Raw genomic sequence first — 17,132 nt, forward strand, 5'->3', positions numbered from 1 at the left:
AAAACAAGGCTGTTCAAGATAAATTAGCGACTTATGATGTGGCACCAAAAGAGTTTTTTACTTTAACTACAGAAAAAGGACATAATTTGAACGCTTGGATTATAAAACCTAAAAATTTTGATACTTCAAAAAAATATCCAGTTTTTATGTATCAGTATTCTGGTCCAGGTTCACAACAAGTTGCAAATTCTTGGAACGGAATTAATGATTATTGGTTCATGATGTTAGCGCAACAAGGCTATTTAGTGGTTTGTGTTGATGGAAGAGGAACTGGTTTTAAAGGTGCTGCATTCAAAAAATGCACATATAAAGAACTAGGGAAATATGAGGTAGAAGATCAAATTGATGCAGCTAAAGTTTTAGGTAAATACAATTATGTAGATGCTTCAAGAATTGGAATCTTTGGATGGAGTTATGGAGGATTTATGGCTTCAAATTGTATTTTCCAGGGTGCTGAGGTATTTAAAACAGCAATTGCAGTTGCACCAGTTACAAGCTGGAGATATTACGATTCAATTTATACCGAACGTTATATGCAAACTCCACAGGAAAACGCAAGTGGTTACGATAATAATTCGCCAATTAATCATGTAGCAAAATTAAAAGGTAATTTCCTTCTAGTTCATGGTACTGCAGATGATAATGTTCACGTACAAAATAGTATGAAAATGATTGAAGCATTAGTGCAAGCGAATAAACAATTTGATTGGGCTATTTATCCAGATAAAAACCACGGTATTTACGGAGGTAAAACTCGCCTTCAATTATATACAAAAATGACTAATTTCATTAAAGAAAAACTATAACCAACTAAACTAACTAAACAAAATATGAGCGAAGTTACTGCAAAACAAAAGCATCCAAAAGGACTTTGGGTATTATTCGGAACTGAAATGTGGGAGCGTTTCAATTTCTACGGAATGCGAGCGTTATTAACATTATTTATGGTAAATGCCCTTATGGTAAAAGAGGGTCAGGCCTCGATTATTTATGGTGGTTTTTTAGCTTTATGTTACTTAACTCCACTATTAGGAGGGTTTATTGCCGATAGATTTTTAGGAAATCGCTATTGCATTATTATGGGGGGATTTTGATGGCGTTAGGACAATTATTGTTGTTTTTTAGCGCTTCAGTTTTCGATACCAATATTGGAATGTCAAATACTTTATTATGGACAGCTTTAGGTATTATAATTTTTGGTAACGGATTCTTTAAGCCCAACATTTCTTCTATGGTAGGTAGCTTGTATCCTAAGCAAGAAAAAGACAAATTAGATTCTGCGTTTACTATTTTTTACATGGGAATAAATGTTGGAGCTTTTTTAGGTCAATTTATTTGTCCCTTTTTAGGAGATGTTAAAGTTGATGGCGTAAGAGATTTATTTGCTTTTAAATGGGGATTCTTAGCAGCATCTTTAGCAATGATTATTGGTACAATTACATTTATTTTACTTAAGAATAAATATGTAGTTACACCAGAGGGTAAACCTATTGGTGGTTTGCCAAAACATAATGATACTTCAGATTTAGAAGATGGTGAAGCTGGATCTGCTAAATTTTCAAAGACTTCTTTAATTGTTTCAGGAATAATTTTTGTTGTTTTATTTTTTGTGTTTCAATATATGCACATTGGAAAAATTGGTTTTAGTGGTTTAGAAGCAAGTAAAGCTATTGAAGGTATTATTTATCCTATTATATATGCATCTGGAATTTCACTTGCTGCATTGATTATTTCTGATTCGGCATTAACCAAAGTTGAACGTGATAGAATTTTAGTTATTTATATTATTTCATTTTTTGTAATTTTCTTTTGGGCAGCATTTGAACAAGCAGGTTCTTCATTAACTTTTATCGCAGATAACCAAACAGATAGAAAATTTATTTTTGATTGGGAAATGCCTGCTTCAATGGTGCAAATATTTAATGGTTTATTTGTTGTATTATTAGCTGTACCATTTTCAATGTTATGGGACAAATTAAGAGCAGCAGGTAAAGAACCTACTTCGCCATTTAAACAAGCTGTTGGTTTAGCTTTAATGGCTGTGAGTTATTTTATTATTGCATATAATGTAAAAGATTTAGGAAGCACCGGTTTGTTAGCAATCAAATGGTTAATTTTATTATACTTAATTCAAACAATGGGAGAACTTTGTTTATCACCAATTGGATTGTCATTAGTGGGTAAATTATCGCCTAAGCGTTTTGCATCTTTGTTGTATGGTGTTTTCTTTATTTCAAATGCTGCAGGTTATGCTTTGGCAGGAACTTTAGGATCAATATTACCTGCAACTGGTGATAAGTTTGAAAAGGCAAAAACTTTAGGAATTGATTTGCAAGCAATTCTAGATAAAACATCTGTTCTTACTCCAGAAGTAGAAAAAGTATTAATTGAAAATCAGATTCCAGTTACAAATCCTGTTTTTGCTGGTTTTGAAATTCACAATCTTTTCGAATTCTTTATGGTGTTTGTGGTTTTATGTGGTATTGCAGCTATTTTATTAGCTTTAATTACACCAACATTAAAGAAAATGATGCACGGAATTAAATAAATTAAATATGAGCCAAAATTCAACAGATCAATTTTTTAAAAGTACAGTTTTAGGTCACCCAGCGGGATTATTTGTATTATTCTTTACAGAAATGTGGGAACGTTTTTCGTTTTACGGGATGCGTTCGTTGTTAATATTGTTCTTAACCGCTTCATTTACCGAAGGAGGTTGGGAGTGGAGCAGAGAAAATGCTTCGGCACTCTTTGGTTCTTACGTAGGTTTAGTGTATTTATCTACCATGCTAGGTGGATATTTCGCTGATAGAATAATTGGTTTTAGATGGGCAGTTGTAGTAGGAGCAGTTTTAATGACTTTAGGTCATGCTGCGATGGCAATAGAAACTGAATTTTCAATTTATTTAGGATTAATATTGTTGGTTTTTGGTAATGGTTTCTTTAAACCTAATATGACATCTATAATTTCCGAAATGTATAAAGATAGACCCGAGAAAAAAGATGGAGCTTATACTTTGTTTTACATGGGTGTAAATGCAGGTGCATTTTTCGGAATTTTACTATGTGGATATTTAGGTGAAAAAGTGGGCTGGAGCTATGGTTTTGGTTTAGCTGGAATTTTCATGTTCTTCGGAATGTTACAATTTTGGTTATCACAAAATATTTTTGGAGATATTGGTTTGAAACCAACACCTGAGAGTAAAGCTAAAGCTGAAAGTAGTGATACTGATAAAAGAAATCCATTCACTTCAATTGATTTAATTTTAATTGCTATTTCAGCAGGACTTGGGTTGTTATGGATTATTAATGATCCTGCTTCTAAAATTTCTGGTGGTACAATTGATATTTTTGGTTTCCTCGGTGATAATGGGAATAACATTGCTATTCTTACAGCTTTAGGAACTTTTATTGTTCTATTAGTAAGCCGATTGTTACGTTATTCTCAAATTACTAGAGAAAAGATGATTGCAGTGACATTCTTTGCCTTTTTGACTATTTTCTTTTGGGCAATTTTTGAGCAATCACCTAACTCATTAACTATTTTTGCAAGTGATTATACAAATAGAGTATTAGAAGGAAATTGGAGTACTTTTTTCTTAATTATCAATTCTCTTATAACAGTAGTTCCTTTAGCAATTATAACTTGGGTTTTATATTTGCTTTTCAAGCAAACATTTAAAAATTATGCGGTTGCAAATGTAATTTTATCTACGAGTTTTGTAATTATTTGGGGAATCGCAATTTGGATGTTAATCAAAGATTTTTATTCAGCAGGTTATTTAATGTTGTCTGACTCAACTTTAGAGTTTTTAAAAATTGAAAAAGTAACGAAACCAATCACAGAGGTTCCTGCTACATGGTTTTCTACTTTAAATTCATTATTTATTATATCATTAGCTCCATTATTTTCTAAATGGTGGGAAAGCAAGTATAATCCTAGTGCAAACGTTAAATACGGAATAGGAATGGGATTATTAGCATTAGGTATGGCTTGTGTCGCAATTGGTGCTACAGGAATTGAACCTGGTGCAAAGACAGCTTCAGTAAGTATGATTTGGTTAATATTGGTATATCTTTTCCATACAATGGGAGAATTGTGTATTTCTCCAGTTGGATTATCTTATGTGTCTAAATTAGTTCCAGCTAGAATGATTGCATTCATGTTTGGAGTTTGGTATTTAGCAGTGGCAATTGGTATGAAAGGTGCTGGTAAATTTGGTGAGAACATTGATAAAATTGCTAACGAGCACGGATTGAGTTATTTCTTTTGGATGTTGACTATCGTTTCTGTTGTAATTGCTGTTTTCGCTGTTATAATGTCGCCAGTTATTAAAAAATTAATGCACGGTGTTAAGTAGGTTACACAAAATGGCATTCTTTTTGTCTATTTTTGAATAAAATAAGTAAAGATGAAGAAATATTTAGTAATAGCACTTTTTTTAGTTTCTGGATTAGTTGCTCAGGCACAAGAATTAAAATGGCATACAGATGTTTCTGATGCGGCTAAAATAGCATTGGAAGAAAATAAACCTATGTTATTATTTTTTACAGGTTCCGATTGGTGCGGATGGTGTATTCGTTTGCAAAAAGAAGTTTTCCATAAACCTGAATTTGCAAAATGGGCAGCAGAAAATGTAATCTTAGTAGAATTAGATTTTCCTAGACGAACACCTCAAGATGACGCTATAAAAGCTCAAAACTATAACATGCAAAACATGTTTGGTGTAACGGGTTATCCAACAATTTGGTTTGTAAAACCACAATTAAAAGAAGGTAAAAAGGTAAACCTAGAAGCTTTGGGAAGTACAGGTTACTTAGCAGGTGGTCCTGAAAAATGGCTTGCTGAAGCAAACAGAATTATAGTTAAAAAATAATTATTTCAAAATTTTATAGAATCCCTTTTCGGCAGTAGTATGGAAAGGGATTTTTTCTTTTACGCAAGTTGCTTTCCACTTTTGAACTTTATAAAACGAATTGGTTTTATCGGCAATAATAATTTCGGGATGATGATGTTTAATTACACGTTCTAAATTTATAGTCGGATTGTTTGAAAGCACAATAATAGATGCTTTATGTTTTGTTTGATATTTACCTAAACTATCAATTACTAAAACATTTTTATTTTTAAAAAACAAGGCGTTCTCTATTGGAAAAATTTGAGTTTGATCTACAAAACTTCCTTTTGCATAATCGTTAATAATATCACTATTAGTCTCTGGCGCGTTTGAAAAAAAGCTGATTTTATTGTTTTTTTTCTCACTTATTAATAGTTCATTGGCATTGTAAACAATAAATTCTTCAGTTGTATTTTTTAAAGTTATCGTAATCATATATGCGATTTGAAATATAATTATGGAACTTAAAAAATAGTATAATGTTTTGGTTCTTCGATTGTAAAAGAAAATCAAAAAAGTAATAATCGATGCATATCCTAAAACACATAAAATCGAACTAAATGAGATGTTTTGAATAACTAGTCCGTTAAAACTTGCAATCCATTCTGCATACATGTTCATTAATTGGATACAAAAAGAAGCTAGTTTACCCAATAAAATAGCTAGAGATGGAAATATAAAATTCAAAATTAACGTTGCTAAACTCGTAATGACAACTGCTGTAGTTAACGGAATTATTACAATATTGGCCGCCAAAAACAAAACAGGAAACTGATTGAAATAATAAATGCTTAATGGTAAAACACCAATTTGTGCCGCTAATGAAACCATTACTAAATCGGTAAAATAATTTACAATTTTAAATTTAGTAAAGTATAAATTTTTGAAAAAAGGTTGAAATGCAACAATTGATAAAACAGCAGCATAACTTAATTGGAAACCAATATCGAAGATAAAATTTGGTTTGAATACAAGTAATAATAAAGCCGAAAAAGCAATTGAATTGTAAATTGAAGTATCTCTGTTTAATGCTCTTCCAATTGCAATTATCGAAAACATAGTTACGGCTCTTGTTACCGAAGCTGTGAAACCAGTTAAAATAGCAAAACTCCATAGAAAAGACAAAGTGAGTACTAACTTTAGAATTAACCCTTTTTTGCTATTTCCAATTGGTTTTAAAAGAAAACCGATGAATAAATATAAAATACCCACATGTAGTCCAGAAATGGCTAAAATGTGAATAACTCCCGAGTTTTGATAATTTTCAATTATTGATGGGTCAATCAAGTTTTTGTAACCAAATAATAAAGCAAAAACGATACTTTTTGTACTAGCATCCCAATTATGAATAGAAAAACTGTCGAGTAATTTTTGTCTTTGGTTGAACCAAAATGAATCCCAATTGTTACGGTGATTAACAATTTTTATTTTTCCTTCCCTTATAAAAGTTTGATGAAATATGTTTTGATATGCTAAATAGTTTGAATAATCAAATTGGTAAGGATTAAAGTTTTGAGGTACAATTTGAAGTTTTCCTAAAGCTATAATTTCATCTCCAGGTGTTATTGTTTTTTGTTCTTTTTTCGAAATATAAACTAAAAGTTTACCTGTTGTTGCTATATCGTTTACCGATTGCAGTTGGACTAAATATTTATCATTTTTCTCAGTTGATTTGTAGTTACTTTGAACTACAGCTTTCAACACAATTGGAGTTTCAGTAGTTGCAATTTTTGAATAATGACTTTGCTGATTAGGTTCAAAATTAAAATGATGAATTAAGGCGCCAAAAGCAAAAGCGGTAGCAACAGTTGCAAATCCAAATTTAGTTTCTAAAGTATAGGATTGTTTTGCTTTTAACCAAAAGAACGCTAAAAAGGCAATTGAAAAAATATTTAAAACAATAAGATAAAGAAAATCAATTTTTGTAGAAAAATCGAATACAATTCCTAATCCAAAGAAAATAGTAAATACAATCAATGGAAAAGGAAAAGCCTTCATGCATTACATTTTAGTTTAAAACTCTATTTATTTGTGCAAATGTGTTACCATAATAACTATCTGCTGTTGAAGAAATAATGACACCTTGACTTGTTGAAGAGTGTATAAATTTTATTTCATCATTAGTAACTTCTGTAATAATTCCAACGTGGTTGATAACATTTCTTCCATTAGTTGTAAAAAATATTAAGTCGCCAGGTTGTGCTTTATTTATGCTTATTTTTTTACCATGTCTCGACATATCTATCGATGTTCTAGGTAATTTTATGTCGAAATTTTCAAATGTGCTAAAAACTAATCCAGAACAATCCATTCCAGTTTTAGTAGTTCCACCTAAGCGATATTTAACGCCTAAGTTTGACTTTGCATCATCAATTAAATCTTGTTGAATTCTAGTTGCATTAACGCTTTTAGAACTACTCTTTTTGCTAACTTTTGTTTTACTGTTTTTTTCATTGTAACTGTAAATTCCTTTTTCAACTGCTTCGTCTTTAGAAGTAACAATGCTAGATTTAGATTTACAATTGGTAATAATAGTGGCTAATAAGAATATAAAAAAGATTCTTTTAATCATTTTAATAGGCTTTTAAACGAAAGTATAAATTATTTTTTTAATCGAGAAACAATTAATGCAGCAGTTTTTTCACTAGCGCCAGTTCCTCCTAATTTTTGTTCGAGAATATCATAGTTTTTAAGGATGTTTTCTCGGCTTTCTCCTTCAAGAATTTTGCCTAACTCAAGTTTTAAATTTTTCGTATTCAAATCACCTTGAATTAATTCTTTTACAACTTCTTTATCCATGATTAAGTTAACCAATGAAATGAATTTTAATGTAATAATTCGTTTAGCAATTTGGTAAGAAATCCAGCTTCCTTTATAGCAAACAACTTCAGGAACTTTAAATAAAGCAGTTTCTAAAGTAGCTGTTCCCGATGTTACTAAAGCTGCATGAGCTACGCTCAATAAATCATAAGTTTTGTTCGAAATAAAATGTACATTTTTATTTACTAAAAAAGGTTTGTAAATTTCATAATCTTGACTTGGAGCTCCAGCAATTACAAATTGATATTGAGGGAAATAATCAACTACAGAAACCATAATTTTCAATTTTGTATTGATTTCTTGTTTTCGACTTCCCGGTAACAAAGCAATAATAGGTTTTTCGTCTAATTGGTGTTCTTTTCTAAAATCGGCTTCATTTACAATATTTCTGTTCTGGATTGCATCAATCAAAGGATGTCCTACAAAATCAACTGGGAAATTATGTTTTTTCTCGTAAAAATCCTTTTCAAACGGAAGGATAACGTACATAAAATCAACATCTTTTTTGATGGCTTTGATTCTGTTTTCTTTCCAAGCCCAAATTTGAGGCGAAATATAATAATGCGTAGGAATTCCTTTTTCTTTAGCCCAAGTAGCTATTCGCATATTAAAACCAGGATAATCAATAAAAATAATAGCATCTGGTTGAAACGATTCAATGTCCTTTTTACAGAAATTTATGTTGTTTAATATGGTTTTCAAATTCATAACTACTTCAATGAAACCCATAAAAGCTAAATCGCGATAATGTTTTACAAGAGTTCCGCCTGCTTGTGCCATTAAATCTCCACCCCAAAACCGAATGTTAGCATTGGGATCTTCTTTTATTAAGGCTTTCATTAAGTTTGCACCATGCAAATCTCCTGAAGCTTCTCCTGCAATTATATAATATTTCATTATAGAAGTAATGTTATAATAGTAAGTACAAGCATGGATAAAATAACTCCTCTAGCCATCATTTCTTTGTTTTTGTTTAAAAAGAAAAAGAAAAGTAACAAGTTAGGAACCGCACCTAATGTAATGACTTTACCTATAGAACCATTGTTTTTTAAATATGAATAATTTTCCAGTATTGATGTGCCTCCATTAGAAAACAACATAACCACAATTAAAAATCCGGCAAAACCTAATAGTAGGCCAAATAATAAACCGATTAAAATATCTTTTTTTTGCATAATTATAGATCCCAATTATTAATAGTTTGAATCGCATGATGTGCAGTTAAATCAAATTGAACCGGGACAATAGATACAAACCCATTTTCAAGAGCAAATTCATCTGTATCTTGACCTTTATCCTGATTTACAAATTCGCCTGTAAGCCAATAGTAATCTTTTCCTTGCGGATTGGTTCTTTTATCAAATTCTTCAATCCACATTGCTTTTGCTTGTCGACAAACTTTAATTCCTTTAATTTCTCCTTTTTCCGATTTTGGAAAATTCACATTCAATACAACTCCTTCTGGAAGTCCATTTTTTAAAACTTCTAAAGCAATTTTCTTTACAAATCTTTTTATAGGGCTAAAATCGGTTTCCCAACTGTAATCTAAATGCGAAAATCCTATTGCAGGGATTCCTTCTATTCCAGCTTCTACAGCAGCACTCATAGTTCCTGAATAAATTACATTAATTGAAGAGTTTGAACCATGATTAATACCAGAAACACATAAATCGGGTTTTCGTTTTAAAATTTCATGAACCGCCATTTTTACACAATCAACTGGAGTTCCAGAACAACTGTACTCGTGTTCAATTTCTGGATCTAAATTTACTTTATCTAAATGAAGCGTGTTGTTTATGGTGATGGCATGTCCCATAGCACTTTGTGGACTATCGGGAGCAACTACAATAATGTCACCTATTTCTTTCATAATACTAATTAAAGTTCTTATACCAGGTGAAACTATACTATCGTCGTTTGTAACTAAAATTAATGGGCGTTGCATTTTTTTATTTTTTTGCTAAAATAATAATTTAAAGCTAAGACTATTTCTCTTGAAGGCATATTTATTAGGATGTTTAACAAAATTTTATCGTATCTTGCACTATCGTGGCATAGTTTTTTATGTACCTTAGTTGAAAATTTTGCAATGAACCGAATTGTTGATTATATGAAGAGAAATTATAAAATTATTTTGCTTGTTACAGCATTATCTGCTGTGTTATGGAGTTTTATTCCTTCTAAAAAAGTTGAAGATCCAGAAAAAGATAAACTTTTAATAGAACTATTGTCTTATGTGTTAGAGAGAGGGCATTATAGTCCTGTCGCTTTTGATGATAATTTTTCTCAAAAAGTGTATAAAAAATACATCAATGGAATTGATCCTACGAAACGTTTTTTCTATCAATCAGATATTAATGAGTTTGCTAAATATGAAAATAGTATAGATGATTTAATTAAGACTAAAGATTTAACTTTTTTTGAATTAACTAATTCTCGTTTATTACAACGTATACACGAGTCAAGAAGTATTTATGAAGAAATTTTAGATAAACCATTTGATTTTTCTAAAGATGAAGAAATTAACCTGGATTATGATAAATTGCCTTACGCTAAAAACAAAAAAGAATTAACAGATAGATGGAGAAAACAATTGAAATTTTCAGTGTTATCTTCAGTAACAGATAAACAAAAATTAGAAGAAGCAAAACATAAAAAAGATTCAACTTATACTGTAAAATCATTTGGAACAATTGAAAAAGAAGCTAGAGAAAATTCATTAAAATCTTTAGACGAATATTTTGATTTTGTTGAAAAAGAATTAGACAGAAACGACTGGTTTTCAATTTTCTTAAATTCAATCGTAGAACAGTTTGATCCGCATACATTCTATTTTTCGCCAGATGATAAAGATAAATTCGATATCAGTATGAGTGGGAAGTTTGAAGGAATTGGTGCGCGTTTACAAAAGAAAAATGATGCAGTAGAAGTTTCGGAACTTATTTCTGGAGGACCAGCTTGGAGAGGTAAAGAATTAGAGGCAGGAGATTTAATTTTGAAAGTGGGTCAAGGTGAAGAAGAACCTCTTGATATTGCCGGAATGCGATTAGATGATGTGGTTAAAAAAATAAAAGGTCATAAAGGAACTGAAGTTCGCCTTACGGTAAAAAAAGTAGATGGAACTATTAAAATAATTTCTATAATTCGTGATGAAGTAGAAACAGAAGAAACTTTTGCAAAATCATCAACAGTAGAAAAAGATGGTAAAAAATTCGGAATCATTTATTTACCTAAATTCTACATCAGTTTCGAAAATAAAGATAATAGAGATGCTTACAAAGATGTAGCTCTAGAAATTGAAAGACTTAAAAAAGAAGGAATTCAAGGTTTAATTATCGATTTAAGAGGAAACGGCGGCGGTTCATTAGAAACTGTTGTAAACATGACAGGTTTGTTCATAGAGCAAGGTCCAGTTGTGCAAATTAAATCTTCAGGTAGAAAACAAGAAGTACTTTATGATAAAGATGCATCGGTACAATGGGACGGTCCATTAGTAGTAATGGTGGATAATTTCTCAGCTTCGGCTTCTGAAATTTTTGCGGCAGCAATTCAAGATTATAAAAGAGGAATCGTAATTGGTAGCAAACACACTTACGGAAAGGGAACAGTTCAAAATGTTATCGATTTAAATCAGTTTATCAGAAGTAGCGACTTTGGCGATTTAGGAGCTTTAAAAACAACTACTCAAAAATTCTATAGAATTAATGGTGGTTCTACTCAAAGAGAAGGAGTTTTAAGTGATATCGTTTTACCAGATAGATTTAGTTACCTTGATATGGGAGAAAGAGATGAAGTAAACGCTTTGCCTTGGGATAAAATTTCACCAGCAGAATACCAACCGGTTTTTGCAGGTTACGAATCAGTAATTAATAAAAGTAAAGAGCGTGTAGCAAACAATGATCAATTCAAATTGATTGATGAAAATGCAAAATGGATTTTTGAAAGAAAAGATGTAAATGATTTTAGTTTAAATCTTAAGAAATTCAAACATGAATTAGATGAAGCAGATTTAAAATTGAAACAATTTAAAGCAATAACAGATTACAAAAACAATTTAGATTTTAAATCGTTACCTTATGAAGAAATGATTTTTGAAAAAGATACCATCCTAAAAGAAAAAAGAGTTCGTTGGCATGAAGAAATGCAAAAAGACGTTTACATGGATGAAGCTCTTAACGTTTTAGATGATTTAAATGTTTTATATTCTAGTCAAAAAATGGTGTTGACTAAAAAGAAAAAAGATAATAAACTAGAAAGAGTAGATTAATTTTTGCTTTTAAATTTGAGGTAGAAAAAGTTTTCTCAATTAAATTTCCTAAAGGAATTTTTTGAAAATTTTTTCTACTTCTTTTTTGTTTTCTAAATGGCTCATGTGACCATCTTCTAATGTTTCTAATTGAACATTGGTTCCTTCAATTTGTAAAACACTTTCCTCAAAATTTAAAACAGGATCTTTTTTGCCTAAAATAAGTAATTTCGGGTAATCGGTAGTGTGTAATAAAACTTCCCTGTCTTTTCTAACTTTCATGCCTTCTTGAGCCGCAACGATTCCTTGTAAAGGCGTGTTTAAAGCTTCATTTTTTGCCCACTCAATTTCAGTAATAAGCGTATCTCTATTGGCTTCGCTAAATAAATTTGCAATCGACATGCTAATAGCAGCTTGATAATTCTTTTTAACCGCTCTTATAGCTCTATTACGGTTTGCTTTTCTTTCTGGTGAATCTTCTTTGCTTGTAGAGTTTAATAAAATTAAACCTTTTATCATTTCGGGATACAATTCAGCAAATGCAAGCGAAACATAACCACCCATAGAGTGTCCTGCTAAAACAATTCTTTTTAAGTGTAAATGTTTTACAACTTCATGAACAGCATCTGCCATTTCTTCCATAGTGTGAACATAACCTAAACATTCTGTTTTTCCATGACCTAATAAATCAATACAAATTACGCGATAGTTTTTTACTAATTCAGGTTGAAGATATTGCCACATGTTGCTGTTTTCTAAAAAGCCATGAAGTAAAACAATAGCAGTTCCTTTTCCTTCATCAGAAAAATTGATTGAGGTGTTTTTGTATGTGATTTGTTGGTAAGTCATAATGCAAAAGTAATTATTCTAAATAAAAAACGGTTCACTTTCGTAAACCGTCTTTTCTCTTTCTTCTTGAATATTTATCTCTAATTAAGCATTCATAATCGATTCAATTTCTTCAACTGTGATCGGAATGTTTTTCATTAAGTTAAATGGTTCTCCAGAAGGTTGAATTACTACATCATCTTCAATTCTAATTCCAAATTTTTCTTCTGGAATATAAATTCCTGGTTCAACAGTAAACACCATATTAGCTTCCATTGGTAAATGCAATAATCCATAATCATGCGTGTCTAATCCCATATGGTGAGATGTTCCATGCATGAAATATTTTTATAAGCTGGCCAATCTGGATTTTCATTTTGAACATCTGCTTTGTCAATTAAGCCCAAACCTAATAATTCAGAAGTCATAATTTTACCTACTTCAACATGGTATTGTTTCCAATAATTTCCAGGAACTAACATTTTTGTTGCTTCATCTTTTACTCTTAAAACTGCATTGTAAACCGCTTTTTGTCTATCTGTAAAACGACCCGAAACTGGAATGGTTCTTGTCATGTCACTTGAGTAATTTGCATATTCTGCACCAACATCTAGTAATAATAAATCTCCAGCTTTACATTCTTGATTGTTTTCAATGTAGTGCAAAACATTAGCATTATTTCCAGAAGCAATAATTGGTGTGTAAGCAAATCCTTTTGAACGATTTCTTAAAAATTCATGAGAAAATTCTGCTTCAATTTCATATTCCATTACTCCAGGTTTTACAAAATTTAAAATTCTGCGAAAACCTTTTTCAGTAATATTACAAGCTTGTTGAATTAAATCAAGTTCTTCTGGCTCTTTAACAGAACGTAATTTTTGAAGAATTGGATTCGATTTTTCAACTTTATGAGCAGGATAATTTTCTTTCCACCATTTTACAAAACGAGCTTCACGAGTTTCAGTATCAATCGAAGCTCTGTAATGTTCGTTAGTATTAATATAGATGGTATCAGCATAAGCCATTACTTCTTTTAAAGTCTTGTGGAAATCTTGTAACCAAATTACTGTTTTGATACCACTTACTTCAAAAGCACGTTCTTTAGTTAATTTTTCTCCTTCCCAAACTGCAATATGTTCGTTCGTTTCTCTTAAAAATAAAATTTCTTTTAAGTGTTCATACGGTGCATCAGGAAACAATAATAAAATACTTTCTTCTTGATCAGCTCCACTTAAATAGAAAATATCACGATGTTGCGCAAATGGTAAAGTACTATCGGCACTAACAGGGTAAATATCGTTAGAATTAAAAACGGCAACGCTATTAGGTTTCATTTGAGCCGTGAACTTTTTTCTATTTTTAACGAATAAATCACGGTTTATTTGATGATATTTCATTGTTTTGAATTTTTTGCGTTCCAAATTTAAAAAGAATGTATCGAAAAGCTGTTAAAGGAAATTAAAAATTTGAATTAAAATCAAGATTTGATTAATTTGGTAAAAATTTCAATTGATGAAAAAACTGTTTTCTTTCGTTATCCTTTTTGTAACATTTTTAATAAATAGTCAAATTATTGATGTTTCCGATGTAAAGTTTCAAAATATTGGTCCAACAATTATGAGTGGGCGAGTAGTAGATTTAGCGGTTAATCCCGATAATCCTGCTGAATTTTATGTGGCCTATGCTTCGGGCGGACTTTGGTATACTAATAATAACGGAACAAGTTTTCAACCAGTTATGGATAGTGCTCCAACCTTAAATTGTGGTTCAGTAATAGTAAATTGGAAAACTAATGAAATTTGGATAGGTACAGGCGAAGTTAATGCTTCGCGCTCTTCATATGCCGGAATTGGTTTGCTAAAATCATCAGATAAAGGTAAAACATGGCAAAATTTAGGGTTGCAAGATTCGCACCATATTTCAAGAGTTTGGGTAAACCCAATCAATTCTAATGAAATTGTTGCTGCTGCTTTAGGTCATTTATATACTAAAAATGAAGGGAGAGGAATTTTTAAAACTATCGATGGTGGAAAAACTTGGAATAAAACGCTTTTTATAAGCAATAAAACAGGAATTATAGATTTGCAAGTTGTTCCTGATAATCCTAAAATTATGTTTGCAACTTCTTGGGAAAAGGATAGAAAAGCTTGGAATTTCAAAGGAAATGGAAAAGAATCAGCGATTTATAAAAGTGAAGACGGAGGAGAAAATTGGACCTTGATTTCAACTGAAAATTCAGGATTTCCTAATAATGAAGGTGTAGGTCGTATAGGATTAGCTGTTGTAAACGAAAAAATAATCTATGCTGTTTTAGATAATCAAAACAACCGACCAAATGCAAGTAAAGAGAAGCCAAAAGATGCTAATGCAGCACTTTTTGAAACGGAAGTAATAGGTTGCGAATTATATAAATCTATAGATGGTGGAAAATCTTGGAACAAAACTCATCAAGACTTCATAGATGATATGTATTATTCTTATGGATATTATTTTGCAAATATATCAGTCAATCCTAATGATGAAAATCAAATTTATGTAGGTGGTGTTCCCTTGTTAAATTCAACAGATGGAGGAAGATCTTTTGAGATGATTAGTAAGGAAAATGTTCATGCAGATCATCATGTAACTTGGGTTAATCCTAAAAATCCTAATCATATTATTAATGGTAATGATGGAGGAGTAAATATCACATACGACAATGGTAAACATTGGATAAAATGTAATAATGAAGCAGTCGGGCAATTGTATGCAGTTCAAGTAGACAATCAAGAGCCTTACAATGTTTATGGAGGTTTACAAGATAATGGTGTTTGGATGGGGCCAAATAATTTCGAACAAAATGTCGCTTGGCATCAAGATGGAAAATATCCATATCAAGAATTAATTGGTGGAGATGGAATGCAAATTCAGATAGATAATAGAAATTCAAATATAATTTACACTGGATTTCAGTTTGGAAATTATTTTAGAATTGATCGAGAAACTAATGATTTAAAGAAAATTACTCCTAAATTACCTAAAGACTCAAAAGAAGAACCATTTCGATTCAATTGGCAAACACCTATTTTGTTGTCGAGTCATAATCAAGATATCTTGTATTTAGGTTCTAATTTTCTACATCGTTCAATGGATAAAGGAGAAACTTGGGAAAAAATTTCTGAAGATTTAACCAATGGAAAAGTGGAAGGTAATGTTACTTTTGGTAGCATCACAACTATTTCGGAAAGTCCATTGAAGTTTGGGTTAATTTATGCCGGAACTGATGATGGAAATGTTCATGTCACTAAAAATGGAGGAGCAACTTGGGAGAAAATTAATGCAAATCTTCCTAAAAGTTTATGGGTTTCAAGAGTTGTAGCATCCAATCATAAAAAAGAACGCGTTTATGTAACACTTAATGGTTATAGAAATGACGATTTTAAAAGCTATGTATACGTTTCGGAAAATTTTGGTATAACTTGGAAACTGATTTCAAAAGGATTAGATGCTGCAGTAAACGTGATTTATGAAGATAATTTTAATGAAAATTTACTTTATGTAGGAACTGATAATTCTTTGTTTGTAACTTTGAATAGAGGTGATGATTGGTTCGATTTTTCTCAAGAAATGCCAAATGTTCCTATTCATGATATTAAATTACAAATTCAATCAAAAGAATTAGTTGTAGGAACTCACGGACGCTCTATTTATAAAGTTGATGTTTCTAAATTAGAAAGTTTGAATACAGAAAATTTAGAAAAAACTTTGTTTTTGTTTAAGATTGATGATATAAAATCATCAAAACATTGGGGGAATAAAAATTATAGTTGGGAAGATTTTTTTGAACCAAGTGTTAACGTTTGGATATTTAGTAATATTGAGAAACAGTCTAAGTTTGAAATTTTAGATAGTAATAATAAAGTGCTTTTTTCGGAAAATGTTCTACTAAAAAAAGGGCTTAATAGTGTAGCATACAATTTGACATATTCTAATAAAAACTTAGTTAAAAATCATAAGCTAGTAAAAGCCAAAAACGGAAAATTTTATTTAGTTCCAGGAAATTATAAATTTAAAATTGAAGCTGAAAAAATAGATTTTGAAATTACAAAGTCAAAATAAAAAGTTAACTAAATTGGTTTTAGAAAAGTTTCCTAAATTCTATTTTAAACTTTAATTATTTGCCGAATAATCAAGAAATTTAAAACTTAAAATTTGCTAAATATGTATATATGATTTTGTAATACTTTGTAATCGATTGATTTTATTTGGGTTAAACACATTTTAAATTCATTATAAATTAGAGCTAAAAGGTTGTAGTGTAAATGAAATAACCTTATTTTTGTTTGATTTTAATAAAACTA

General features: G+C 30.6%; 11 protein-coding genes and 2 pseudogenes. 6 read left to right on the top strand and 7 right to left on the bottom strand.

Features of this window, described 5'->3' with window-relative positions; all coding sequences use genetic code 11:
• Nucleotides 1-38 precede the first annotated feature (38 nt).
• The 4 genes and pseudogenes from GCU34_RS14155 to GCU34_RS11985 all read left to right on the top strand — a co-directional run bounded on the left by GCU34_RS14155 (nucleotide 39) and on the right by GCU34_RS11985 (nucleotide 4,877).
• Complete coding sequence (locus tag GCU34_RS14155; protein WP_262884267.1) at nucleotides 39-806, top strand: alpha/beta hydrolase family protein; 768 nt, start codon at nucleotides 39-41, stop codon at nucleotides 804-806.
• Nucleotides 807-830: 24 nt separating this feature from the next.
• Nucleotides 831-2,548 (top strand): annotated as a pseudogene (locus tag GCU34_RS11975) (peptide MFS transporter).
• A 7-nt stretch (nucleotides 2,549-2,555) separates the two neighbouring features.
• Nucleotides 2,556-4,361 carry a peptide MFS transporter gene (locus tag GCU34_RS11980; protein ID WP_072781762.1) on the top strand — a complete coding sequence of 602 codons (1,806 nt, stop codon included), beginning with the start codon at nucleotides 2,556-2,558 and terminating at the stop codon, nucleotides 4,359-4,361.
• A gap of 51 nt (nucleotides 4,362-4,412) precedes the next feature.
• Nucleotides 4,413-4,877, top strand: coding sequence for a thioredoxin family protein (locus tag GCU34_RS11985; protein ID WP_072781760.1), 465 nt, complete (start codon nucleotides 4,413-4,415; stop codon nucleotides 4,875-4,877).
• Here the strand turns inward: GCU34_RS11985 and GCU34_RS11990 are convergent, their stop codons facing one another.
• The 5 genes from GCU34_RS11990 to surE are packed head-to-tail and all read right to left on the bottom strand — an operon-like array spanning nucleotide 4,878 to nucleotide 9,663.
• Complete coding sequence (locus GCU34_RS11990) at nucleotides 4,878-6,896, bottom strand: ComEC/Rec2 family competence protein (RefSeq protein ID WP_072781758.1); 2,019 nt, start codon at nucleotides 6,894-6,896, stop codon at nucleotides 4,878-4,880.
• A gap of 10 nt (nucleotides 6,897-6,906) precedes the next feature.
• A complete protein-coding gene (locus tag GCU34_RS11995; protein WP_084656804.1) occupies nucleotides 6,907-7,470 on the bottom strand; it encodes a C40 family peptidase in 564 nt (187 codons plus the stop codon).
• A gap of 29 nt (nucleotides 7,471-7,499) precedes the next feature.
• The gene (gene lpxB / locus GCU34_RS12000) at nucleotides 7,500-8,615 is read right to left on the bottom strand and encodes a lipid-A-disaccharide synthase (RefSeq protein ID WP_072781756.1); all 1,116 of its coding nucleotides are present in this window, start codon (nucleotides 8,613-8,615) and stop codon (nucleotides 7,500-7,502) included.
• Entirely contained in the window at nucleotides 8,615-8,908 is a 294-nt protein-coding gene (locus GCU34_RS12005; RefSeq protein ID WP_143146170.1) for a hypothetical protein, read from the bottom strand. Before GCU34_RS12005 ends, lpxB begins: the two co-directional genes overlap by 1 nt.
• On the bottom strand, nucleotides 8,896-9,663 hold the full coding sequence (gene surE / locus GCU34_RS12010; protein WP_072781752.1) for a 5'/3'-nucleotidase SurE: 768 nt from the start codon (nucleotides 9,661-9,663) through the stop codon (nucleotides 8,896-8,898). The genes GCU34_RS12005 and surE overlap by 13 nt, the downstream gene beginning before the upstream one ends.
• A gap of 144 nt (nucleotides 9,664-9,807) precedes the next feature.
• Between surE and GCU34_RS12015 the strand changes: the two genes are divergently transcribed.
• Nucleotides 9,808-11,985 carry a carboxy terminal-processing peptidase gene (locus tag GCU34_RS12015; protein ID WP_072781750.1) on the top strand — a complete coding sequence of 726 codons (2,178 nt, stop codon included), beginning with the start codon at nucleotides 9,808-9,810 and terminating at the stop codon, nucleotides 11,983-11,985.
• A 48-nt stretch (nucleotides 11,986-12,033) separates the two neighbouring features.
• Here the strand turns inward: GCU34_RS12015 and GCU34_RS12020 are convergent, their stop codons facing one another.
• Together GCU34_RS12020 and GCU34_RS12025 are read right to left on the bottom strand one after the other, a co-directional pair.
• Nucleotides 12,034-12,813, bottom strand: coding sequence for an alpha/beta fold hydrolase (locus GCU34_RS12020; protein WP_072781749.1), 780 nt, complete (start codon nucleotides 12,811-12,813; stop codon nucleotides 12,034-12,036).
• A gap of 84 nt (nucleotides 12,814-12,897) precedes the next feature.
• Nucleotides 12,898-14,189 (bottom strand): annotated as a pseudogene (locus GCU34_RS12025) (aminopeptidase P family protein).
• Nucleotides 14,190-14,304: 115 nt separating this feature from the next.
• Here GCU34_RS12025 and GCU34_RS12030 point away from each other — a divergent pair.
• A complete protein-coding gene (locus GCU34_RS12030) occupies nucleotides 14,305-16,890 on the top strand; it encodes a WD40/YVTN/BNR-like repeat-containing protein (protein ID WP_072781745.1) in 2,586 nt (861 codons plus the stop codon).
• The last annotated feature ends 242 nt before the right edge of the window (nucleotides 16,891-17,132 follow it).

The sequence above is a fragment of the Flavobacterium haoranii genome (assembly GCF_009363055.1).
Classification (GTDB): domain Bacteria; phylum Bacteroidota; class Bacteroidia; order Flavobacteriales; family Flavobacteriaceae; genus Flavobacterium; species Flavobacterium haoranii.